This is a genomic window from Salipaludibacillus daqingensis (assembly GCF_029891575.1).
Classification (GTDB): Bacteria; Bacillota; Bacilli; order Bacillales; family Salisediminibacteriaceae; genus Salipaludibacillus; species Salipaludibacillus daqingensis.
Genome location: NZ_JARZHF010000005.1, coordinates 354524 through 377282, shown reverse-complemented (window position 1 = coordinate 377282; position 22759 = coordinate 354524). Strand labels below are relative to the sequence as shown.

The 22759-nt window shown below is 39.7% G+C and carries 20 protein-coding genes; 16 read left to right on the top strand and 4 right to left on the bottom strand.

The features are described from left to right. The first annotated feature begins 84 nt into the window (after positions 1-84). From QDN89_RS12385 to QDN89_RS12350, 8 genes are all read left to right on the top strand, one after another. Positions 85-957, top strand: coding sequence for a 3-hydroxyacyl-CoA dehydrogenase family protein (locus QDN89_RS12385; protein ID WP_280770452.1), 873 nt, complete (start codon positions 85-87; stop codon positions 955-957). 16 nt (positions 958-973) lie between these two features. After that, positions 974-1753 (top strand): enoyl-CoA hydratase/isomerase family protein, encoded by a 780-nt coding sequence (locus QDN89_RS12380; RefSeq protein WP_280770451.1) that lies wholly within the window; start codon positions 974-976, stop codon positions 1751-1753. Positions 1754-1788: 35 nt separating this feature from the next. After that, the gene (locus QDN89_RS12375) at positions 1789-2847 is read left to right on the top strand and encodes a phosphotransferase family protein (protein ID WP_280770450.1); all 1059 of its coding nucleotides are present in this window, start codon (positions 1789-1791) and stop codon (positions 2845-2847) included. Between the two features lie 64 nt (positions 2848-2911). Next, a complete protein-coding gene (locus QDN89_RS12370) occupies positions 2912-3703 on the top strand; it encodes a 2-phosphosulfolactate phosphatase (RefSeq protein ID WP_280770449.1) in 792 nt (263 codons plus the stop codon). A gap of 25 nt (positions 3704-3728) precedes the next feature. Beyond that, positions 3729-5441: an acyl-CoA dehydrogenase family protein gene (locus QDN89_RS12365; protein ID WP_280770470.1), complete on the top strand. Its 1713-nt coding sequence runs from the start codon at positions 3729-3731 to the stop codon at positions 5439-5441. 54 nt (positions 5442-5495) lie between these two features. Further along, a complete protein-coding gene (locus QDN89_RS12360) occupies positions 5496-6479 on the top strand; it encodes a quinone oxidoreductase family protein (RefSeq protein ID WP_280770448.1) in 984 nt (327 codons plus the stop codon). A 110-nt stretch (positions 6480-6589) separates the two neighbouring features. Further along, entirely contained in the window at positions 6590-8200 is a 1611-nt protein-coding gene (locus QDN89_RS12355) for a long-chain fatty acid--CoA ligase (RefSeq protein WP_280770447.1), read from the top strand. A 163-nt stretch (positions 8201-8363) separates the two neighbouring features. Further along, positions 8364-8975 (top strand): NAD(P)/FAD-dependent oxidoreductase, encoded by a 612-nt coding sequence (locus QDN89_RS12350; protein WP_280770446.1) that lies wholly within the window; start codon positions 8364-8366, stop codon positions 8973-8975. A 471-nt stretch (positions 8976-9446) separates the two neighbouring features. Here the strand turns inward: QDN89_RS12350 and QDN89_RS12345 are convergent, their stop codons facing one another. Genes QDN89_RS12345 through QDN89_RS12335 form a run of 3 tightly spaced genes read right to left on the bottom strand, consistent with a single transcriptional unit; the run spans position 9447 to position 12677 of the window. Continuing rightward, positions 9447-10232, bottom strand: a complete 786-nt coding sequence (locus tag QDN89_RS12345) for an SDR family oxidoreductase (protein WP_280770445.1) — start codon at positions 10230-10232, stop codon at positions 9447-9449. Further along, positions 10223-11785, bottom strand: a complete 1563-nt coding sequence (locus QDN89_RS12340; RefSeq protein ID WP_280770444.1) for a gluconokinase — start codon at positions 11783-11785, stop codon at positions 10223-10225. The genes QDN89_RS12345 and QDN89_RS12340 overlap by 10 nt, the downstream gene beginning before the upstream one ends. A gap of 34 nt (positions 11786-11819) precedes the next feature. Continuing rightward, positions 11820-12677, bottom strand: a complete 858-nt coding sequence (locus tag QDN89_RS12335) for a MurR/RpiR family transcriptional regulator (RefSeq protein ID WP_280770443.1) — start codon at positions 12675-12677, stop codon at positions 11820-11822. Between the two features lie 224 nt (positions 12678-12901). Between QDN89_RS12335 and gnd the strand changes: the two genes are divergently transcribed. The 7 genes from gnd (at position 12902) to QDN89_RS12300 (ending at position 19325) form a co-directional block, all read left to right on the top strand. Beyond that, a complete protein-coding gene (gene gnd / locus QDN89_RS12330) occupies positions 12902-13798 on the top strand; it encodes a phosphogluconate dehydrogenase (NAD(+)-dependent, decarboxylating) (RefSeq protein WP_280770469.1) in 897 nt (298 codons plus the stop codon). Positions 13799-13895: 97 nt separating this feature from the next. Further along, positions 13896-15002, top strand: a complete 1107-nt coding sequence (locus QDN89_RS12325) for a TRAP transporter substrate-binding protein (protein ID WP_280770442.1) — start codon at positions 13896-13898, stop codon at positions 15000-15002. A 142-nt stretch (positions 15003-15144) separates the two neighbouring features. Continuing rightward, entirely contained in the window at positions 15145-15714 is a 570-nt protein-coding gene (locus QDN89_RS12320) for a TRAP transporter small permease (RefSeq protein ID WP_280770441.1), read from the top strand. Positions 15715-15730: 16 nt separating this feature from the next. Next, positions 15731-17026, top strand: a complete 1296-nt coding sequence (locus tag QDN89_RS12315; protein ID WP_280770440.1) for a TRAP transporter large permease — start codon at positions 15731-15733, stop codon at positions 17024-17026. A gap of 170 nt (positions 17027-17196) precedes the next feature. After that, entirely contained in the window at positions 17197-17457 is a 261-nt protein-coding gene (locus QDN89_RS12310; RefSeq protein WP_280770439.1) for an HPr family phosphocarrier protein, read from the top strand. A gap of 61 nt (positions 17458-17518) precedes the next feature. Further along, the gene (locus QDN89_RS12305; RefSeq protein ID WP_280770438.1) at positions 17519-18619 is read left to right on the top strand and encodes a molybdopterin-dependent oxidoreductase; all 1101 of its coding nucleotides are present in this window, start codon (positions 17519-17521) and stop codon (positions 18617-18619) included. After that, on the top strand, positions 18606-19325 hold the full coding sequence (locus QDN89_RS12300; protein WP_280770437.1) for a hypothetical protein: 720 nt from the start codon (positions 18606-18608) through the stop codon (positions 19323-19325). The genes QDN89_RS12305 and QDN89_RS12300 overlap by 14 nt, the downstream gene beginning before the upstream one ends. Positions 19326-19395: 70 nt before the next feature. Here the strand turns inward: QDN89_RS12300 and QDN89_RS12295 are convergent, their stop codons facing one another. Beyond that, complete coding sequence (locus QDN89_RS12295; RefSeq protein ID WP_280770436.1) at positions 19396-20823, bottom strand: Na+/H+ antiporter NhaC family protein; 1428 nt, start codon at positions 20821-20823, stop codon at positions 19396-19398. Positions 20824-21025: 202 nt separating this feature from the next. Between QDN89_RS12295 and QDN89_RS12290 the strand changes: the two genes are divergently transcribed. Next, positions 21026-22684 (top strand): outer membrane protein assembly factor BamB family protein, encoded by a 1659-nt coding sequence (locus QDN89_RS12290; RefSeq protein WP_280770435.1) that lies wholly within the window; start codon positions 21026-21028, stop codon positions 22682-22684. The last annotated feature ends 75 nt before the right edge of the window (positions 22685-22759 follow it).

Genomic DNA, 22759 nt, shown 5'->3' with positions numbered 1-22759 from the left:
TCCTCTGCTTTGAACATACTAACTGGTTAGTCAACGGAGTTTGAACTGAGATAAAATGAAGTTCTATTAAAGGAGGAAACGAAAATGCAAGGAAATAGTTTGCAAAACGTGTGTGTTGTTGGGGCAGGATCGATGGGGCATCAAATCGGGATGTTATGTGCACTAGGTGGATGTGAAACGGTCATTCAAGATGTGAACGAAACATCGCTTGGAAAAGCAAAGGAATCATTGGCATACCAAATAGATAAATGGGTTCAAAAAGGGAAGATTACGGAAGCAGAAAAGGTAGCCGCATTTTCGCGCTTGGCTTTCACAACAAGTTTGAAAGAAGCAGCATCGAACGCTGACTTTGTCATTGAAGCTGTCGTTGAAAAATTGGACGTCAAACGAAGCGTGTTTGCCGAACTTGATGAGATCGCACCAAAACATGCCGTTTTGGCAACGAATAGTTCAACGATTGTAAGTTCGTTATTGGCTGACGCAACAAGTCGTCCAGAAAAAGTATGTAACATGCACTTTTTCTTTCCTCCTCTCATCATGGATTGTGTGGAGGTCGTTAGAAGTGAGCAGACGTCAGAAGAAACGGTGCAAGTAACGATGGAGTTATGTGAAAAAATCAATCGTACTGCCGTTCTTTTGAACAAAGAAATTTCAGGTTTTGTTGCGAATCGTATTCTCGGAGCTTTATCAAAAGAAGCGGTCAAGCTATATGAGGAAGGGTATGCTAGTTTCCAAGATATCGATCTTATTACTACGAAAGCACTTAAACATCCGATTGGACCGTTTGCGTTAATGGATTTATCAGGAATTGACGTCGCGTATTACGTGAACCAGCAGCGGTACGCCGAAACAGGTGATCCAGAAGATAAACCGGCTAAATGTATCGAAGACAAAGTCAAAGCAGGGACGTTAGGACGAAAAACGGGTCAAGGTTGGTATACGTACGAAAAAGCATAAAAGAGGGGTGTTCATAATGAAGGAATATGTATCTGTGGAAAAGAAGGACGGCGTAGCTACGATAACGGTTGATCGACCTCCGTTGAATGTATTAAGTAAACAAGTGTTTAAAGAGCTAGGAGACGTATTTGATTCGCTTGAACATGATAACGAAGCTGTTGCTGTCGTTTTCACAACAGCAGGGGAAAAAGCGTTTGTCGCTGGGGCTGATATTAAAGAGTTCCCTGAAATGATTGGCAATAAGGACATGAAAAAGTCCGTTATGGAAGGTCATGACGTATTGAATCGAATTGACGCCTTTCCAAAGCCAACGATCGTCGTTCTTGATGGATTAACTCTCGGTGGCGGATGTGAATTAGCGTTAGCTTTTGACATCAGAATAGCGGAAGAGCAAGCGACGATTGGGTTACCGGAAATCAAGCTAGGCATTTTTCCAGGTGGAGGAGGAACGCAGCGCTTGCCAAGACTTGTTGGAGAAGCAAAAGCGAAAGAAATGATGTACACAGGAGAATCGGTGTCGGCGGCAGAGGCGAAAAGTATTGGTCTCGTTAACCAAGTAACGGCGACGGGTGAAGGAATCACAGAAGCGATGAAGATGGCAGGAAAAATGAGTGGTTATTCCCTTGAACCGTTATCGCGTATTAAAAAAGCAGTAAATCAAGGGATGGAACTGAATTTCAACGAAGCGATTGAGCTAGAAGCAGATTTATTTAAACAAGTGTTTCATACAGAAGACGTAAAAGAAGGACTGAATGCGTTTATGGAAAAACGAAAGCCTACTTTTTCACATAAGTAGGTTGGTAGTGGACGGAAAAGGAGGGGATAGAACCGATGAAAGATACAATTCCAGTAAGAAAAGGCGAAGAGCTCGATACGACGAAGTTAGAACGATTTGTCAGAGATTACATTAGTGGACTTCCGGAAAATAAGATGACGGTAGAGCAATTCTCATCAGGGGCGTCCAACCTCACATATGAATTAACGATTGGAAGTTGGCAAGGAGTGCTTCGAAGGCCGCCTCATGGTCCTGTTGCTCCGAAAGCACATGATATGAAGCGGGAGTATACGATTTTGCGCGAACTTCACCCTGTTTTTCCAATTGCTCCGAAACCGTTTGTTTATAGCGACGATGATTCGATCGTTGGAAGTCCATTTTTCATTATGGAGCGGAGAGAGGGGATCGTGCTAGATACAGAGTTTCCGAAAGGGATGAAACCGACAGAAGAAACGTGTCGAAGAATTTCAGAAACGATGGTTGATACACTAGTTCAGCTCCATGACGTTGATTACAAACAAACGTCACTTGCGGAAATGACAAAACCTGATGGATTTATGGAACGCCAAGTTCATGGGTGGATCAAACGGTATGAACGAGCGAAGACAGATGAAATTCCAGGGGTAGAAAGCTTGAAAGCATGGATGATAACAAACATCCCAGCCTCCCAAGAAGCAACTGTGATTCATTATGATTACAAACTAAACAATGCGATGTTTTCAGATGATTTTTCTAAGATGATCGGTTTATTTGATTGGGAAATGACAACCGTTGGAGATCCATTGGCGGATTTAGGAGCAGCGATGAGTTATTGGTTGGAAGAAGATGATCCAGATCTGTTGAAATACGCGTTGGGTAAACCACCTGTCACCGTTTTACCTGGATTCATGACGAGAGAAGAATTTGTTCAGGCCTATGCGGAAAAAAGTGGTCGAGACGTTTCTCACTTTCATTTCTACTTTACGTTTGCCTTATTTAAACTGGCAGTCATTTGTCAGCAAATTTATGCTCGTTGGAAAAAGGGTCAAACAAACGATGAACGTTTTGCAAAGTTGAACTACTTTGTTCAGCAATTGATCGATCAAGCGGGGAAAGAAACCGAGAAAGCTCGATGATTTGATAGGGAAGGGACAAACCTCCTTTCTACTAGCAGGGCGGAATGGATATGAGGAGATTAACATGAAAAAAGTTCATCTTCTTTTTAAAAAAGAAGACATTGATCAAGCAAAGATAGAAGGGAAAGTAGCGGTCGTCTTTGATATTTTACTTGCTACTTCTACGATTACCGCAGCCCTTCACGCCGGTGCGAAGGAAGTGATTCCTGTATCAACGAAGGAAGAAGCAGAGAAAGAAACAATCGGAAGAGAGAAAAATAGCTATTTACTCGTCGGAGAATATCAAGGGAGAAGTTTGGACCACTTTCATGAGCCTAATCCTATGAAACTAAAAGAAGTGGTCAACAAGAAAACGATGATTCTATCAACGACAAATGGAACCGTCGCTATCAATCGAGCTTCGCTAGCAAAACATGTGTATATCGCTTCTCTATTGAACGGAAAAGCAGTCGCAAATGAGATTATAAAAAGGGAGAAAGATGACACGATCGTTCTGATTTGTTCCGGATCTTCTGGAGAGTTTTGTATCGAAGACTTTTATGGAGCAGGTTCCTTTATTGCCAGCTTGATGAGAGAAAGCAATGATCGCTTGATTCTTTCAGAAAGTGCGTTTGCTGCCCACGAATTTTATAAAAATCGTGAGCCTAAGTCGGTGATTTTAGAGTCACGCGTTGGACAGATGCTTATTGATTTAGGTTTTGGCGAAGAAGTTGACTTTGTTTCACAAAGAGATATCATGTCTGTTGTTCCACGATTGGTTGACCAAAAAAGAATTTGCCTGACTAACCAAGAGCAGATTATCGGAAAAGAAGGAGGTAGTGATATTGTCGAAAGAACAAACAAAACAGTACGTTAGTGGAGGAAGTTTTCTATTAACATCGATGGATGAAGAGCGGATATTCACACCAGAAGATTTCACGGATGAACAGAACATGATTGCAAGAACGGCAAGTCAATTCGTAGAAAAAGAAGTAGAACCCCATCGAGAAGCGATTGAAAAACAAGACTTCAATCGAGTCGTCACCATTCTCAGGAATGCAGGGGATCTAGGGTTGCTCGGTCACAGTATTCCTGAAGCGTATGGAGGACTTGGCCTTGATAAAATAAGTAAAGGACTTGTAGGAGAAGCCGTTGGAAAAACTGGGAGCTACGGTGTTGCCCATTCGAATCATACGTGCATTGCGACTCTGCCGATCACTTATTTTGGAACGGATGCTCAAAAACAAAAGTATTTACCGAAATTAGCATCTGGTGAATATATTGGCGCTTATTGTTTAACAGAACCGTCGGCGGGGTCTGATGCATTATCAGCAAAAACGAAAGCGGAATTATCGTCAGACGGACACCACTATTTGCTTAACGGAACGAAAATTTATATTACGAATGCTCAATTCTCGGATACATTCATCGTTTATGCGAAAGTAGATGGAGAGAAATTTACTGCATTTATCGTGGAAAAAGATTTTCCTGGTCTATCGCTAGGACCAGAAGAGAAAAAGATGGGCATCAAAGGGTCCTCGACAAGGTCTGTCATTTTCGAAGATTGTCTCGTTCCAGTAGAAAACGTATTAGGAGAGATCGGGCGTGGACACATTATTGCATTAAACGTGCTGAATCTTGGGCGATTTAATCTAGGTTCTGCCTGCGTTGGTGCAGCAAAGTATGGGTTAGAACTTGCGATTGCTTATACGAATGAACGGAAACAGTTTAAAAAGACGATTGCCGAATTTGGAGCAACGAAAGAGAAAATCGCACAGATGGCATCGAGAATTTATGCGGCGGAATCACTTCAGTATCGAACAGCAGGGTTATTGGAAGAGGCATTAGGTGATTTATATGACTCAGATGATCACAAACTCATTGGAAAACGAATGATGGAGTATGTCATGGAATGTGCCGTGTGCAAAGTATATAGTTCCGAAACGCTTGATAAAATCGTCGATGAATCTCTGCAACTTCATGGTGGAAATGGCTTTATTAGTGAATATCGAATTGAGCAGATGTATCGTGACTCACGGATCAACCGTATTTTTGAAGGATCAAATGAAATTAATCGTTTGCTCATTCCTGGGTTGTTGTTTAAAAAAGCAGCAAAAGGTGAAATACCGATGGAAGACATCATCGCTAACGCAAGAAAGGAAATAGCTAAAAAGACAGAGGGGGTGCTTGCCGAAGAGATTCAAGCTGTAGCATCGATTCGTCGTGTGTTTCTCATCTTAGCGGGAGTTGCCTATGAAACGTTAGGTGAAAAACTGGAAGATTCCCAAGAAACACTCATGAAACTATCAGAATTGGCGATTCAGCTTTACGCAACAGAATCTTCCGTGCTTCGCTCGTTGAAAGCGGTTACAACAAATGGGTTGGAGAAAGAAAAAATGAAAGAAAATTTGGCTATTTCACTCGTTAGTGAGTCGATGTTAGATGTGGAAATGGTTGCAAGAAAACTAGCTTCAGGCATTTTGTCAGGAACGCAATTAACAGAAGTAACGAAGATGATTTCTGCTGAATTAGGCGCATATTGCGCCGAAGACGTCGTGCTGCGCAACAGAGAAATCGCCGCTCAATTAAATGAGAAACAGCGATACACATGTTAAAAATGATATTAGTTGGACAACGAACGAGAATTATCACATAAAAGGAGAGATTCCATGAAGGCGATACAATTTCAAGAATTTGGCGGACCAGAGGTATTACAGTTAACGGACATAGAGAAACCAACACCGAAAGGTCATGAAGTATTGATCGAAATTAAAGCGATCGGCGTGAACTATGCGGACACGGCAAGAAGACAAGGACAATACGTTGTTCCGACGCCACTGCCATTCGTTCCAGGTGCTGAAGTAGCAGGAACCGTGGCGGAAGTTGGAGATAAAGTCACTGGGGTAAAAGTAGGGACAAACGTTGTGACTTTGTTAGGGGCAGATAAAGCAACGGGATATGCTGAATATACGATTGCCGACGAACGGGGACTCATACCTATCCCAGAAGGAATCGATTTTGAACATGCCGTAGCTTTACCTCTACAAGGATTAAGCGCCTATCATATTTTGAAAACGATGGGACGACTAGAAAAAGGAGAAACCGTTCTTGTTCACGCTGCCGCTGGGGGTGTCGGAACGATTGCGGTGCAATTAGCTAAATTGTTTGGCGCAGGAAAAGTCATTGCTACAGCTAGTTCATCCGAAAAACTACAGTTAGCAAAACAACTAGGGGCAGATGAACTCGTCAACTATACAGAGGAAAATTGGGAACAAAAAGTATTAGACATCACAGATGGCAAAGGTGTCGACGTTGCTTTAGAAATGGCTGGGGGTGAGATTTTCGATAAAACGTTATCGTGTTTAGCTTCGTTTGGACGTCTAGTCATTTATGGTGTCGCAAGTGGTGAGCAGCCAACGCTTCACCCGTCTATTTTAATGGGGAAAAATCAATCTGTCATTGGATTCTTCTTGCCGCAGATCATGAAAAAACCAGACCTTTTCGCGTCGAGTTTACAAGAGTTACTCTCGTATACACAAAAAGGCGAGCTGAAATTGACGATTGGTGGAACGTATCCTTTAGAAGAAGCGGCGAAAGTTCACTCGTTAATGCAAGGAAGAAAAACATCAGGAAAACTAATTTTAGTTCCATAATTTTTGAAGGAGGAAAGAGTTAAATAGGCATGTCCAACTTGGAAGCGAATATATTGAACGTAGAGGAGATCCATTTCTTCACAATACATTTTAAAAGGTGGTAGATTCATATGATGAAAGGTAATTTGCTTATATCATCCATGATTGAAAGAGCCGAACGTTTTTTTCCGAAAAAAGAGGTTATTTCAAGAACATCTACAGGTATTCAGCGCTTCACGTATGCAGAGATCGGTAAAAGGACACGACAATTAGCGAGCCGACTGAAGGAATTCGGTATTGAAAGAGGTGATCGAGTCGGGACATTAGCTTGGAATCACCATCGTCATTTAGAGCTTTACTTTGCGATTCCAAGTATCGGTTCCGTGCTTCATACGATTAATATCCGACTATCACCAGAGCATATCATCTACATCATTAACCATGCAGAAGATGAGTTAATTTTTGTCGATGAAGATGTTTTCCCATTAATTGAAGCGGTTCACGATAAGCTTAAAACAGTCAAAGCATACATTGTCATGACGGATCATGAATTACCATCGACAAAAGTGGAAAATGTATATTCTTATGAGGAATGGATTCGAACAGGGGATGAGACGTTTGAATATCCAAAGGACATAGATGAAACAGAAGAAGCTGGCATGTGTTTTACGTCGGCGACAACTGGAAATCCAAAAGGTGTCATATACACGCATCGCTCCACTGTTCTTCACAGTATGGGGCTAGCATTTGCAGATACTGTTGCTGCTTCTGAGTCAGACACCGTGATGCCAGTTGTTCCGATGTTTCACGTAAATGCTTGGGGGATGCCTTTTATTGCCACATGGTTAGGAGCAAATCAGGTCATGCCTGGACCGCGATTTACGCCAAAAATTTTAGCAGAGCTGATTCAAGATGAGAAAGTAACGATGACAGCCGGTGTTCCAACGATTTGGTTAGGGTTACTCAAGGAACTTGAAGAGAATAGTTACCGAACCGATAGTTTACGAGCGGTTGTTTGCGGTGGATCAGCGGCACCACTTAGCATGATCAAGACATTTGAACAGAAATATAACGTCCCGTTTTTACATGCGTATGGAATGACAGAGACAAGTCCTCTTGCGACCGTTTCCCGTCTGAAAAGTTATCAAGAGGACTTACCTGAAGATGATCGTTTCAATATTCGCGCGAAGCAAGGCATGTTAGTACCAGGGCTAGAGATGAAGATTGTCGGAGGCCAAGGAGAAGTAAAGTGGGATGATGAAGATATGGGTGAATTATTGTTAAAAGGCCCATGGATCGCCGACGATTATTTCAAAGATGATCGCGGAGAGGAAACATTTATTGATGGCTGGCTTCATACAGGTGATGTGTGTACGGTCGATGAAGAAGGTGTTATTAAAATAGTTGACCGAACGAAAGATTTAATTAAGAGTGGAGGAGAATGGATTTCCTCCGTTGATTTAGAAAATGCGATTATGGCTCATGAAAAAGTATTTGAAGCTTCTGTTGTTGCGATTCCTGATCCTGAATGGCAAGAACGGCCAGTCGCCTGTGTTGTTGTGAAAGAAGGAATGGAAGATATGACGAAAGAAGAGTTACTCCTGTTCTTAAAACCTCAATTCGCAAAATGGTGGTTACCAGATGACGTGATTTTTATGGATGAAATTCCGAAAACATCCGTCGGTAAATTTTTGAAACGAGCCTTGCGTGATAAGGTGAAAGAACATTATGAATTAGCATAATAAATAGTTTTATTTTGATGAGCCCTCATGTATGGTAATATGAGGGCTTTTGCATGTCCAGGTTATATTTGTGAGGGTATGTTGAAGGCGTGTAAAGTTTGAAACTAGATACCTATAATGGTATATTATGAAATAGAAATAATGAAACTTGGAGGCATGCACTATGACTAAATATATCGATGTTGCCATCATTGGTGGAGGAATATCTGGCTTATCTGCAGCGGTTTATACAGCAGAAGCAGGGTTGAAAACAATGGTGTTTGATACGGGAAAATCACAGATTAAACCAATTTCAACTGTATGGAACTTCCCAGGGATTCCTGAAGGGATTTCAGGACAAGATCTTCTTGCTAAAATGAAAGAGCAAATGCTGTCGATGGGGGCAGAATATATCGAGGCGTCCGTTCGTGAGTTGAAACAAAAAGAGGAAGCGGAATCACGATTTCTCCTCGAAGTTTCATCGAAAGATAAAGAAGTGGATGAAGTAGAAGAAATTTCGGCGAAGTATGTCATTGTCGCATCTAATGTTCATCTAAAACCATTGCAAGATATGGGCGTGGAGACAGAGGTCAGCCCAGCCGTTCCAAGCGGTAAAATCTCTCGGGTAGTTGGCGGATCGTGGAACGGAGAAACAAAAATACCAGGGCTTTATGTGGCAGGCCTTCTATCAGGAATTTCAACGCAAAGCATTATTGCTGCTGGTCAAGGAACCCAAGTTGCGATGGATATCATTTCTTTGGAAAAAGGCAAAGCCCACGTATGGCATGACAAGTAGTTTTTTATTCGATGAACTATCCTGATTTAGGATAGTTTTTTTGTGTTATTTATTTGGGGACAGCGGGGAGGAATCGGGCACAACAGGCGAGGACTAGTTAGTTAGTGCCCAATGAAGCTTGAAAAATCGAGAGCAGGGTCACTAGAGGCGAGGACTAGTGCCTATTAAGACAGGAAAAAGGGAGAAAAGGGTCACTAGAGGTGTGAACTAGTGACCATTAAGACAGGAAAAAGGGAGAAAAGGGTCACTAGAGGCGATGGCTAGTAACCATTAAGACAGGAAAAAGCGAAAGAAGGGTCACTAGAGGCGATAACTAGTGCCCATTAAGACAGGAAAAAGCAAAAGAAAGGTCACTAGAGGCGATGACTAGTGCCCCTTTCTAGCTAAAATTACCTTCCAATGGTCACTAGATTACTAGCGCCCAACCCCAACCCCAAAACCCAAGCATAACCAAAACAAAAACTATTCAAATTAATACGAACTTGTCATGCCACCATCAGCAACGAACATTTGCCCAGTTACATAAGTGTTCATTCCAGAACCGAGGAATAAAACGATATTCGCAAATTCTTCAGGTAAGCCATAACGTCCAAGAGGGATATTTGCTTCTGCATTTTCACGAACTTCTTCAGATGTTTTATGCTGAATTTCTGCTTTCTTTTGATCTAGACTTCTCACCCGATCCGTATCAATTCGCCCAGGACCAACAGTATTTATTAATACACCATCTCCAGCAATTTCATTGGATAAAGTTTTTGCTAATCCAACAATGCCCATTCGGTAAACGTTAGACAGCATAAGTCCATCGATCGGTTCTTTGATGGAGGACGAAGTGATGTTAACGATTCGCCCTTTTGATTTTTTCAAATAAGGCAAAGCATACCGAATCGTTCTCACCAAACTCATTAGTGTCAGGTGAAATGCCCATTCCCAGTCGTCATCTGTTAAGTCATCAAACCCACCAGGAGGGGGACCGCCTGCATTATTAATTAACACGTCCAACCCTCCAAATTTTGAAACTGTTTCTTCGACTAGTTGCTTCAGGTCATTACTCTTTGATACATCGCATGGATGATAAGCGATTGTTCCTTCTGCAGTTTCAGAAATTTCTTCTGCCGTCTTTTTAAGGTTTTGTTCAGAACGACTCGTAATCATCACGTTAGCTCCAGCTTTTGCATAAGCTTCAGCTGTCGCTCTGCCAAGTCCTTTGCTCGATGCTAGTACAAGCACATTTTTCCCTTGTAGACTTAAATCCATTTTGACCACTCTCCTTCGATTTCTGATGACCGAAACGTATGCAGTTGGTCATAAGTTGGTTTCAACGCATCGTAAAGGTTACGATAGATTGGATAAAGGTTCCGGTAAATTTCTTCATTTTCCTCATTAGGAGAAATGACGTTTTTCATTGGAATATGTTGTTTGATGGATGCTAAATCACTCACTTCACCAATCGCAAGCAAGCTAATCCACGCTGCCCCCCAAGCAGAGCTTTGATGTGATTCGGGGAGATGGACTTCTTGTCCAAAAATATCTGCAAGCATCTGTACCCAGAAGGATGACCTTGCAAATCCACCACTGGCATACAAAGTAGACGTTTTTCCGGCTAGTCGATTCAACGCTTCGCTTACATTCAATAAGCTAAATAAAACGCCTTCTAATCCAGCTCTTGTCATATGTTCTTTCCGATGATCCATCGATAAACCGACGTATGCTCCACGCGCTTTCGCATCCCAATGTGGAGCGCGTTCTCCATTTATATATGGTAGGAAAATCAATCCACCAGCACCAGGAGCAACGTTCTCAGCGGCACGAAGCAATAAAGAATGGGCATCACCGCCATGATGCAATGCTTCCTCAACTTCTTTTTGACCTAACACGTCTATTAACCACTGCAAAACAATGCCCCCGTTATTCGTTGGGCCACCGATAATCCATAAATCATCGGTAAAGGAATAGCAAAAAGCTTCTTGTCTCTCATCCGTTTGAGGACGAGCAGACATTTGGCGAATGGCTCCACTTGTACCAATTGTGATAGCTGTTTCCCCTGGATTAATTGCGCCAATTCCTAAATTCGCTAGTGGTCCGTCACTACCGCCCGCTACGAAAGGTAAGTCGACAGGAACTCCCATTTCCTGAGCAATATCTTTCTTCAACCCTTCAAATACAAACGTTGGTGAAACGGCTTTTGAAAGCTGGTCGCTATGAATGCCAGCTAGTTTCAATGCTTCTTCATTCCACTCTTTATTTTTCATATCAAATAGCCCTGTAGCTGATGCAACGGAATAATCAACGGCATCGATACCAAACCATCTAGACGTTAAGAATTCCTTGATGGATAAAAACTTCGCAGCGCTATGATACGCTGGGTAATTATTTTCATGCATCCATATTAATTTTACTAACGGCGACATAGGATGAATCGGGGTGCCAGATTGGAGATAAATTTCCGTTCCTAACAACGAGTTTTTTAGAGCTATTGCTTGTGCGTCACTTCGTCCATCCGCCCATGTCATAGATGGGGAGAGAGGATTATTTTCCTCATCAACGCAAACCAAAGAATGCATAGCAGAAGATAATCCCACGGATAAAATTTGCTCCCCTTTTATTCCTTTACTTTGTAAAGCGTTTTTCATTGCGAGAATAGCACTTCTTTCAATCAATAGCGGATCCTGTTCCGCCCATGACGGATGAGAATGGAAAACCGGATAATTCTGTTCATCTTCTGACACGACGGTTCCATCCTTTTTGAAAATGACTGATTTGGCACTAGTTGTACCAATATCTAGTCCTATGACAAATTCTTTCATCATAAATTGTGGACCTTCCTTCTATTTAAATATTAAATTATATTCTCGTACTCGAGATGGCCTTACGCATCTTTGTAATCGATTGTTGCATGAGGTCTTTTCGACCAATGCTTACATTCACATAAAGGGCGTCAATAATACTAAGTTGAGCAAGCCGAGATGATAGTGCTTCCGATCGGTAATCTGTTTCCTTTGACACTGTGTATAAAGGAACATCAACGCCTTCACTTAACGGAGATTTTGCTAGTGTTGTTATGCCAATGGTTGTTACCCCTTGCTCCTTTGCTACTTCAAGTGCTTGTAAAATATCTCTGTTTGTTCCTGTATGGGAAATAAGGACAACGACATCTTTTTCTGTGAGCTGTGATGCAGACATGACTTGGAAATGGGAATCGCTATAAGCGATCGTCGGGATGCCTGTGCGCATAAATTTATGATGTGCATCCATAGCAATCACACCAGATCCCCCGTTTCCATAGAACTCTACTCGGTTTGCAGCCAACAACATTTGTACAGCTTTTTTAAAACTATCTCCATCAATGACGGATAGCGTATCTTCTAATGTACGGATATTTGATTTAAATACTTTTTCCGCTACTTGTTTTTCGTCATCGCCTTCTTTAATCGTTTCATGAATATCTTTCATTCCGGTTACAACTTCTGAAGCAAGGGCGATTTTCATCGCTTGATAACCTTTGAAGCCAATTCTTTTGCAAAAACGGAAGACAGTAGCTTCTGCAACATCTAAAGTATCAGCGACTTGGCTTATCGTAGAATGAATGATTTCTTCAGGATGTTCCAAAATATAATCAGCAATTTTTTTTTCTTTTTCACGAAAACTACTATAGGATGCTCGGATACGGTGTTTGCAATGGCCACTTTCTGTTTGGTTCATGAGATCCCCTCCTTTTAATGTAAGAAAAGTATAAACAAAACAATTGATCCTAATATTAATCACTATTATTGGTGTATTAATGCCATTATATATGAAAAGAGAAAATAAAAAAATATTTTTTCATAAAAACCCTTGAAAAAGAAATATTTTATCATATAATAAGGTCATGAAGAAATTAAATTTCACAAAAGGAAAATAGAAGGACATAGGAGAGGAGTGAAATGATGAGATTAGGAATGATTGGGCTTGGCAAAATGGGTTACAACTTGGCACTAAATCTGCTTGATCACAAGCACGAGGTAGTTGTTAATGATGTGAATAAAGATCAAGTAGATGGATTGAAAGAAAGCGGTGCTATTCCTGCCTATTCAGTAAAAGAGGTGGTCAATCAGTTGGATAAGCCAAGAACTATTTGGTTAATGGTTCCAGCTGGTGAGATTACGGAAAGTCTAGTTAAATCGCTTTACGATTTATTAGATGAAGACGATGTCGTCATTGATGGAGGGAATTCTAACTACAAAGATTCAACAAGGAGAGGAGAGTTTCTAAAAGAAAAAAAGATTCACTTTGTAGATGTTGGCACAAGTGGAGGAATTGAAGGAGCAAGACAAGGCGCTTGTATGATGGTTGGAGGACCAAAAGAAGTTGTACAACGAGTAGAAAGTATTTTCCACGATACGACAATTGAGAACGGTTACCTTCATTGTGGCGATGTAGGCAGTGGTCACTTCTTGAAGATGATTCATAACGGGATTGAGTATGGAATGATGCAGGCTATTGCCGAAGGTTTCGATATTCTCGACAAAAGCCCGTTTGATTATGACTACGAAAAAGTAGCAAAAGTTTGGAACCATGGTTCTGTGATCCGTTCATGGTTAATGGAACTTAGTGAAAGTGCCTTTTCAAAAGATCCAAACTTAGATGGAATTAAAGGTGTCATGAATTCATCTGGTGAGGGGAAATGGACAGTGGAAACTGCCTTAGATTTTCAAGCCCCAGCTCCAGTAATTGCATTGTCACTGATGATGAGATATCGCTCATTAGAAGATGATACGTTTACAGGCAAGGTTGTAGCAGCTTTGAGAAATGAGTTCGGTGGGCATGAGGTTGTGAAGAAGTAAAGAATGTTGTCAGGAGAATGGTTGTGTCAAGGGTACGACGGTGAGAGAAAGCAAGATTGCTTTCTCCGATCATCAAAAATTATTAGGGGGAAATAACATGAATAAGAAATTATCATTATTATTTGTTGGCTTGTTAATGTCGTCGATGCTTTTAATAGCTTGTGGTGGAAACAATAATGCAGAGGAAGGTTCAGAAAGTAATTCAAACGATAATAATACAGGCAATAACACAGAAGTAAACGAAGATAATATGAATGACCCTGAAGCGGCAGCAGATGCTGAATTTACTATCCGAGCAGGAATTGGTTTAAACAATGAACATCCGCAGTATAAAGGATTAGAAAAATTCAAAGAAATTGTGGAAGAACAAACAGATGGTGCCATTCATGTAGAAACGTATCATAGTGGACAATTAGGTGATGACCGGTCAATGATGGAAGCGCTTCAACTTGGGTCACAGGAAGTAACAGTCCCTTCGACGGCACCAATTGCTAATTTCATCTCTGAGTTTTCTATTTTTGACTTCCCATTTTTGTTTCCTAACAGTGATGTTGCTGATGAAGTATTAGATGGGGAAGTAGGACAAAAATTCCTTGATATGCTTGATGATCAAAACTTAAAAGGATTGGCATATTGGGAAAATGGTTTCCGTGATTTAACAAACAGTGACAGAGAAGTAGCAACAGTGGAAGATTTTGAAGGATTAACGATTCGTACAATGGAAAACGACCTTCACTTAGATGCTTTCCGCGCAATGGGAGCAAATCCAACACCGATGGCATTCACTGAACTATTTACAGCGCTTCAACAAGGTACAGTTGATGGTCAAGAGAACCCATTTGCAACTATTTACTTAGAAGGTTTTTATGAGGTTCAAGATTATGTTTCAGACACTCATCACATTTACAGCCCATTTGTGTTCATGATGAGCAAGTCATTTTATGATAGTCTTCCAGACGATTATCAAGAAATTGTTGATAGTGCAGCACTAGAAGCTGGCGAATATCAACGTGAGTTAAATCGGGAAGCAAATGATCAGTATTTAGAAGAATTGATTGAAGAAGGAATGACATTTACAGAAGTAACAGATGAAGCTCGTGAAGAAATGAGAGAAGTAATTGAGCCCGTAATCGAAGAGTATGCTGCTCAGTTAGATCAAAGTTTAGTTGATGAAGTATTCCAAGCAATAGAAGATGCGGAATAATAAATAAATGTTGGAGAGGCTTGTTTTACCAAGCCTCTTCTTCAAAAAGGACAGGACGAAATAATGTTTTGTCTTTTTTAAAGAAGAGTGGTTGGTTCATGCATCTTAAGAAAATAAAGAAAAGTAGAAAGTGAGGGATATTATGAGAGTAGTACATTGGATAGATGAGCATTTTGAAGAAGTGTTATTGATCATTTTTTCAGTAATTATGGTTGTAACAATTGCTTTACAAGTATTTATGCGTCATGTGATGAGCTCTTCTCTTTCGTGGTCGGAGGAGTTAGCGAGGTATTGTTTCATTTGGCTTGTGTATATAGGGATTAGTTATGGCGTGAAGAAGCAACGACATATAAAAGTGGACGTCATGCTTGTTTTACTAAAAGATAAAGGGAAAGTGGTTTTAAACATTATCTCTAACTTCATATTTCTTGCTTTTGCTATATTTGTAATCATTTATGGTTATGACATCTCCAGACAACTACTTGGTTGGGGGCAAACGTCTCCAGCACTTCATATTCCAATGGGAGTCGTTTATCTGGCTACACCAGTAGGTATGGCTTTGACATCAATACGACTGATTCAACAATTAATAAAGCAATTTAAAACATTATTCGGAAAAGATGATTTTGTAGTAAAAACAGAACATGAGATTCTTCTTGAGAAGAAAGAAATCCAAGATCAAGTGGAAGCCGCCAAAAATAAAATGAAATAGGAAAGGAGGATGTATCATGACGGCAGTAGTTTTATTTGTAAGTTTTGCAATTTTCTTATTATTAAGCGTTCCTATCGGTATTGCTTTAGGGTTAGCCTCATTAGTAACAATTCTTTATTCAGGGTCATTACCATTAGAGTTTTTAGCTCAAGGGTTAGTGACATCCGTTGACTCCTTTCCTTTAATGGCGGTGCCCTTTTTCATTTTAGCAGGTGAGATCATGGGGAAAGGTGGAATATCAGATCGATTATTTAACGTAGCTAATAAAATTGTTGGTAATAGAACCGGTGGATTTGCTATTGCAACGATTGTTACTTGTATGTTTTTTGCCGCAGTTTCAGGTTCAGCTCCAGCTACAGTTGCAGCGATTGGAGGGATTATGATTCCAGCAATGGTTCGAATGGGGTATGATAAACGATTCGCAACTGCAACGGTTGCAGCTGCAGGGTCATTAGGCGTTATCATTCCTCCAAGTATACCAATGGTTATTTATGGCGTTGTCGGAAGCGGTGCTACGATTGGTGATATGTTTCTTGCAGGTATTATTCCAGGTGTACTAGTTGGATTTGGATTAATGGTTTATGCGTATTTCTATTCTAAAAAAATGGGGTATAAAGGTTCGGAAGAAAAATTTTCATTTAAAGGATTGCTTGATGCTGTTTGGGATGCAAAGTGGGCTTTGTTAGTACCTCTTATTATTCTTGGTGGTATTTACGGTGGAATATTTACACCTACAGAAGCGTCTGTCATAGCTGTTGTTTACGGATTACTTGCAGGACTAGTCTTATATGGTGAATTGAAATTCAAAGATTTACCTAAAGTCATTGGTGATGCGGCTCTAACTACAGCAACGATATTAATTATTGTTGGAACGGCTACAGCTTTCGGGCGTTTATTAACAGTTGAACAAATTCCAAACCAAGTAGCAGAAGCAATGTTAGGTGTATCTGAGAGTCCAATAGTAATCATTTTACTAATTACATTATTATTGCTTGTTGTAGGTTGCTTTATGGATACATTGGCAGCAATTATTATTTTAACACCAATTCTGTTACCGATTGCCGTAAATATTGGTTATGATCCAGTGCATTTTGGGATTATCATGATTGTTAACTTAGCAATTGGATTTATAACACCTCCTTTAGGAGTAAACTTATTTGTCGCCTCAGGAATTTCTGGGCTATCGATTGAAGCGATATCAAAAGCGATTATCCCATTCTTTATTGCTATGCTCGTAACATTGATTATAATTGTCTTTATTCCACAGTTATCATTAATGTTTTTGGGATTCGGACTAATGTTTGGTTTTTAACGTAGGTAATGTGATGACTGCTGAATTCAACTCAGCACGAGCTAAAAGAAAATGTAATACCCCCCTTTTTTTAGTGCTTAACATTTGTTCCGACAACCGGAGTGGACATATGTTAAGCACTATTTATCTAAAATTAGGAATGTGTAAAATAATGAAAAGGAGAGATTAACGTGGCAGAATGTAAACAATCAATTAGTGTTCATGTAGATGAAGCGCAAACTATAACAGAGTTAAGTGGTCAGTTGCAGAAATTCAAATCAGATATTTATTTGCAAAAAGTTACAAGAGGAAATGTATTGGAAGTAAATGTAAAAAGTTTTCTCGGTCTTGTGACGCTTCATATTGAAAATGGGGATACTATTTTAGTTCGGGCTGTAGGGGAAGATTGTGAAGAAGGATTAAAAGCGGTAGTCGATTTCTTCACTAAATAGCAACTTTCTGAGTGAGAACGGAGCATGTTCAAAACGGTTATAGAAAAGGGGTGGATAGCTGATGGTACGACTTAATTGGGTTCACCATGTTCATGGCGTATTATTTATATTTCTGTTAAGTTCTGGCCTTTTTCTTTACTTTTCTCCTTCTCGGACGTGGTTTAATGAAATACAGTTTCCTCTCGTCACTTTTCACTTATGGATTTCTTTCTTCTATGGAATTGTAATCTTATATAGTTTACGCTCTGTTTTTCAACATATTAGACAAAAACCATATATAAAAGGGTTCAACGTTTGGCTAAACGTATCATTTATCATTATTTGGATAATATCTGGATTATTCATGTATTTTCAAGCATTTTTGCCTGTTCAGGTTGGGAATATGGCGGTTACTATCCACGGATGGGTTACGTTTTTGTTTTTACCTTGGGTCCTCATGCACAGTATCGGTCACTTATTCAACATTAAATTGCCTTGGCCTATATGGTGGAAAGGGAAAGCGAAGCCGCCAAAATTAGTAGAAGAAAATCGTCTTGATCGAAGGGATTTTGTTAAATTCACTTTGTTGGGCATCCTTTTCATATTTATTGGAGCGGGAATAAAGTGGCTTCAGCCGATTCTTGATGTAGCTGGCGAGGAAAATAAGCGAAGTGGTTATTTTAGAATTTATAACGTCACGAGTGATTATCCGCATTATGACAATGATAATTGGCAGTTAACCATTGATGGGCAAGTAGATAAATCTGTCGTTATTACAATGAATGATATTCTTCGAATGCCATCTAAAACAATAATCGATGACTTTCATTGTGTAACAGGTTGGAGTGTTCGAAACTTGGAAATAAAGGGTGTTTTAATGAAAGATATATTTAAAGAATACGAGATTATCCCTTTGACATCATTTGTTACTGCTTATTCTGGAGATAATGTGTATTATGATTCCTTTACAGTTGAACAATTGATTGAAGAAGAGGCAATGGTTGTTTTTCAGTTTGATGGAGAAGAGTTAGTCAATCCACAAGGTTATCCTTGTCGTTTGTTTCACCCTAGAATGTATGGCTACAAATCTGTGAAATGGATCGAGCGACTGGAATTTACAGAAGAAAGAGTAAGAGGGTATTGGCAAGTGAGAGGAGACTATGATCTCAATGGCTATTTTTAAACCAATGAAAAAATGGATCATTCCTTTAACTGCCATGATTGTAGGAATAAGCATTGGATTTAGTTTCTTTCCAAGTTCTCAGGATCATCACTACAACCAATTAATGACGTTAATTAATGAACAGGCTTCTCGACATTTTGAGATGGAAGGAACGTATTTTTTCAATGAAGATAAAGCATTGTCAGCGGAGGGATACTGGTCTGAAGAACTCACGATGTTTCGTGTGACGACACCGGTTTCAGATGATTCGAGTTTTATTTTTGACATTTATATAGAAGAAGATCAATTTTATGTTGAGAGTAATGGAGACTGGACACAAGCTTCAAAACCTCATTCCGTTATTGATCAAATGGCTCCTTTAGATGATCCTTTCACATGGGCAAAAGGTTTTCTAGAGAATGCGGATCAACTTGTCTATACGAAAGAGGCTAGTGAAAAAACATATACAGGAATCTTTGATCATATGGAAAATGCAGATTTCATGGGCTACAGATTAGAAAAGCAAAATGACAGTCACCTGTCTTTTGTATTCGATGAAGACGTATTGAAAAAAATGCATATAAGCATAGAGCCAATTCGACCTGATGATATTGGTATATTTGAAAGGTATCCTGAATTGCTGGAATATGAGCTTAGCTTTCTAGAAACAGAAAAAGTAATGCCAGATATCCCACAAAAAGCAAGAGAAGCAGAACCTCTTGATTAATAAAAGAAGTACAGGCTGACAGTCGTGAACTGCCTCTTTAGTTAAGCTTATGAAATAGTTGAACCTAATGTCAGCTCATCAACCATTCCATCATAAAAGGGACAACGGCATATAACACGGTGGTTATGCTTGCTGCAATGAGCGCAGGTTTTAATTTAAATTTTGCATAATCGATGACAGAAAGACCTAATATTTTTGCAATCGTAACCGTATCATCGCTTAATGGTGAGGCGAATGCTCCGAACGATCCGCTAGCAAAAACAGCACCGATAACTAACGGAAGAGAGACATCTGCTGCAAACGATAGAGAGACTCCAAGGGGCATTAAAATTCCCCACGTTCCCCAAGCTGAACCGATAAAGTAAGAAATGGTTGCACCAAATAAAAATAAAAGTGGCGTAATAAACGCATGTGGAATCCAGCCTGTGTGCGCTGTAATAAAACTCGAAAAACCTAAATCATCGGTGACAGATGATAGTCCCCAAACGATAGTCAATAAAACAATGACTGACATTAATTCATTTCCCCCGACAATAAAGCTATTGATAATGTCTGAAAGCTTGAATTTCTGAAATAACAGCATAACGATAGAAATAAATACAGTAATGATGAGGGCAACAACCATGGCTTGCAGAACATCTGCCCTGATAAACGCTTGAAAAAAGTTACTCCCTGTTTCTTGACCATCCCACCAAGTCAAAAACAGAGTCAGACTAATGACTAGGATGATGGGAATGAGAAGATTCCACGGCTTTGTTGGTAACTCTTTTGCGACAGCAGGGTGGCAGTTGTGCCAATCATCTTGCTCTTCATTTACATCTTTTTCATTAATTTGTGTTGGGGCGTCTGTATGAGATGGGTGAAAAAAGCTCAAATAGATCCCTAGGAAAATGATCACAATAGCGAAAAAATTAAACGGAATACTTTGAATGAACAAGGAATAAGGGTCTTGCTGGCTCCCTTCATTTTCAACGGATATTTGAATGACAGACACCATGTACCCGACAAAAGCGGTTGCTATTGGAATCAAAACGATGATAGGTGTTGCTGTCGTTTCAATGACAAAACCAAGTTCTTTCGTCGACATTTTGACTTTCGTTAATAGTGCTTTCATGATCGGTGCAATGGTCACAAATCGAAAAGTAGGGGCACTAAACGTACCAATCGTTGAAATGTACGTTAAGACGAGTGCTTGTTTTTTTGTCGTGATTTTTTCTGAAGCTGTTTCAACAAATCCTTTGATCCCACCGCTATATTTGATTACTCCAACAAGCCCCGAAAAAGCATATAAAAAAACAAGAATACGAATATTATTTTCATCAATTAAGGCTTCCACTACATATGTAAGCATCGTTTGGATGCCACCTAATAGTGAGGGAGAAACAAGGTAAGAACCGACTAACAATCCAATGATTAACGCCGCGAGTACTTGTCTCGTGTAAATTGCAATCGGGATTACTAATAAAAACGGTATAATGGACATCCAATTTCCAGTCATTGAGGCATCTCACCTATCCAAGGAACTTTTGTAACACTTATTAGGTTATGGAGAGATCAAGATATTATGTAATGTTTTTCGGACGAATACGAGCTTACAAACAAAAAGTAGTACAGAGTTTGTCCTAAATAGATATGAAAAAAATATGCATGTAGCTCCCTTAACTTAAATATATACAAGAGGGGAGGGGGCTAATAAATACATGAGAATGCTTTATTTCTCTTTGTACTTTGTTTTATTAGTTGGGTGTACACAGTCAGAAGAGGTGGATGTTAACAAAGAAGAAAAGGCAGAAGAAAAACCCCAACTGAATATGGATAAAGAAACAGCTCAACAAGATCATGAAACAAATGCTAGCGAAGAGACAGAAGAATCTAAATTGGAAAAAGCCAGAGAAGATCTTTCGTTAGAGCAACAGCCAATAGACATATTAGATTATTCACATTTTCATTATGATGAAACAACAGACGTTAATGAACATGAATATCACGTGGAAAGTTTTCCAGAGAAGTATTCAAATATCAATGGTATATTAACCTTTAGGGGAGGTCATTTAAGAAACTCACCTTCATTCGGAAATAGTAAGGTTATACAAAAGAAATTAAAGAAAACATGGTGGATGGCAACCGGTCATAGCCCAGATTGGGGTGGCGGGGCAGGTTGGACCGGACAACCGGTCATCATTGAGTGGGAACCTGAAGTAAAAGAGATGATGAATCTAAAGGATGAATATAAACAAAAGAACAATTTCAAAGAAGTAATTTTAGGTTCTTTAGATGGCAACGTTTATTTCTTGGATTTTGAATCAGGAGAAAAAACGCGAGACCCAATTAACATTGGGAATCCGATTAAAGGAAGTGTTTCCGTTGATCCTAGAGGATATCCCCTGTTATATGTCGGAGATGGTGTCCCTGAAAACGCTGAGATAGGGTGGCGTATTTATGAGTTAATCGATCAAACGATGCTGCATTTTCAAAAAGGTGTAGATTCAAAAGCGTTTCGATCGTGGGGAGCTTTTGACAGTTCAGCCATTGTAAACAGGGAGACAGATACAGTCGTTTTAGGTGGAGAAAATGGGATGTTTTATAAAATAGGTTTGAATACTCGTTTTGATATAGAAAACGAACAAATAGAAATCCAACCAGAAGTTTTTAAATACACTTATCAAATAGAAGGAAACGAGTATCAAGGGATTGAGAATTCAGTAGCGGCTTATAAAAACATTGCCTACTTTGCTGATAATGGAGGTAGTTTGCAAGCGCTAGATATAAGAAATTTACAACCTATGTGGGCATTGCCAGCTTTGGAAGATACGGATTCAACGATTGTCATCGAAGAAGAGGATGATGTTCCGTTTCTCTATACAGGGACAGAGGTGGATAACATCGGAAGAGACGGGGATGCATATTTAAGAAAAATAGACGGATTAACCGGAGAGATTATTTGGAAAAGAAACTATTCCGCGTTCTATTATCCAGGAGTTGTCGGTGGTGTATTAGCCACACCAATTGTTGGAGAAAATGAGTTAGAAGATGTTGTGATTTTCACGATTGCAAGACACCAACAGAGGTACGCTGGAATAATGGTTGCGTTAGACAAAGAAACAGGAGACGAGGTTTGGACTTGGGAAATGCCGAATTATGCATGGAGTTCTCCTGTTCCTATCTATGAAAGTGATGGAACAAGTTATATCATTCAAGCGGATTCTGTAGGAAATATATATTTATTAAAAGGTGCAACAGGTGAGATATTACATGAAATCAATGTAGGTTCCAATATAGAAGCGTCCCCAGCTGTATACGAAAACAAGATTGTTCTAGCATCAAGGGGCGGTAAAATTTTCGGGATATCGATAAAATAAAATTAAAATCTAGGGCTGTCTCAAAAGTTAGACTTTTGGAACAGTCTCTTTTCGTATTCTTTTTGAATGAATGCA

Excerpts from the sequence above, each read along its gene's own strand:
- QDN89_RS12385 (WP_280770452.1), top strand. The coding sequence starts at position 85 with ATGCAAGGAAATAGTTTGCAAAACGTGTGTGTTGTTGGGGCAGGATCG.
- QDN89_RS12380 (WP_280770451.1), top strand. The coding sequence starts at position 974 with ATGAAGGAATATGTATCTGTGGAAAAGAAGGACGGCGTAGCTACGATA.
- QDN89_RS12375 (WP_280770450.1), top strand. The coding sequence starts at position 1,789 with ATGAAAGATACAATTCCAGTAAGAAAAGGCGAAGAGCTCGATACGACG.
- QDN89_RS12370 (WP_280770449.1), top strand. The coding sequence starts at position 2,912 with ATGAAAAAAGTTCATCTTCTTTTTAAAAAAGAAGACATTGATCAAGCA.
- QDN89_RS12365 (WP_280770470.1), top strand. The coding sequence starts at position 3,729 with ATGGATGAAGAGCGGATATTCACACCAGAAGATTTCACGGATGAACAG.
- QDN89_RS12360 (WP_280770448.1), top strand. The coding sequence starts at position 5,496 with ATGAAGGCGATACAATTTCAAGAATTTGGCGGACCAGAGGTATTACAG.
- QDN89_RS12355 (WP_280770447.1), top strand. The coding sequence starts at position 6,590 with ATGATGAAAGGTAATTTGCTTATATCATCCATGATTGAAAGAGCCGAA.
- QDN89_RS12350 (WP_280770446.1), top strand. The coding sequence starts at position 8,364 with ATGACTAAATATATCGATGTTGCCATCATTGGTGGAGGAATATCTGGC.
- QDN89_RS12345 (WP_280770445.1), bottom strand. The coding sequence starts at position 10,232 with ATGGATTTAAGTCTACAAGGGAAAAATGTGCTTGTACTAGCATCGAGC.
- QDN89_RS12340 (WP_280770444.1), bottom strand. The coding sequence starts at position 11,785 with ATGATGAAAGAATTTGTCATAGGACTAGATATTGGTACAACTAGTGCC.
- QDN89_RS12335 (WP_280770443.1), bottom strand. The coding sequence starts at position 12,677 with ATGAACCAAACAGAAAGTGGCCATTGCAAACACCGTATCCGAGCATCC.
- gnd (WP_280770469.1), top strand. The coding sequence starts at position 12,902 with ATGAGATTAGGAATGATTGGGCTTGGCAAAATGGGTTACAACTTGGCA.
- QDN89_RS12325 (WP_280770442.1), top strand. The coding sequence starts at position 13,896 with ATGAATAAGAAATTATCATTATTATTTGTTGGCTTGTTAATGTCGTCG.
- QDN89_RS12320 (WP_280770441.1), top strand. The coding sequence starts at position 15,145 with ATGAGAGTAGTACATTGGATAGATGAGCATTTTGAAGAAGTGTTATTG.
- QDN89_RS12315 (WP_280770440.1), top strand. The coding sequence starts at position 15,731 with ATGACGGCAGTAGTTTTATTTGTAAGTTTTGCAATTTTCTTATTATTA.
- QDN89_RS12305 (WP_280770438.1), top strand. The coding sequence starts at position 17,519 with ATGGTACGACTTAATTGGGTTCACCATGTTCATGGCGTATTATTTATA.
- QDN89_RS12300 (WP_280770437.1), top strand. The coding sequence starts at position 18,606 with ATGGCTATTTTTAAACCAATGAAAAAATGGATCATTCCTTTAACTGCC.
- QDN89_RS12295 (WP_280770436.1), bottom strand. The coding sequence starts at position 20,823 with ATGACTGGAAATTGGATGTCCATTATACCGTTTTTATTAGTAATCCCG.
- QDN89_RS12290 (WP_280770435.1), top strand. The coding sequence starts at position 21,026 with ATGAGAATGCTTTATTTCTCTTTGTACTTTGTTTTATTAGTTGGGTGT.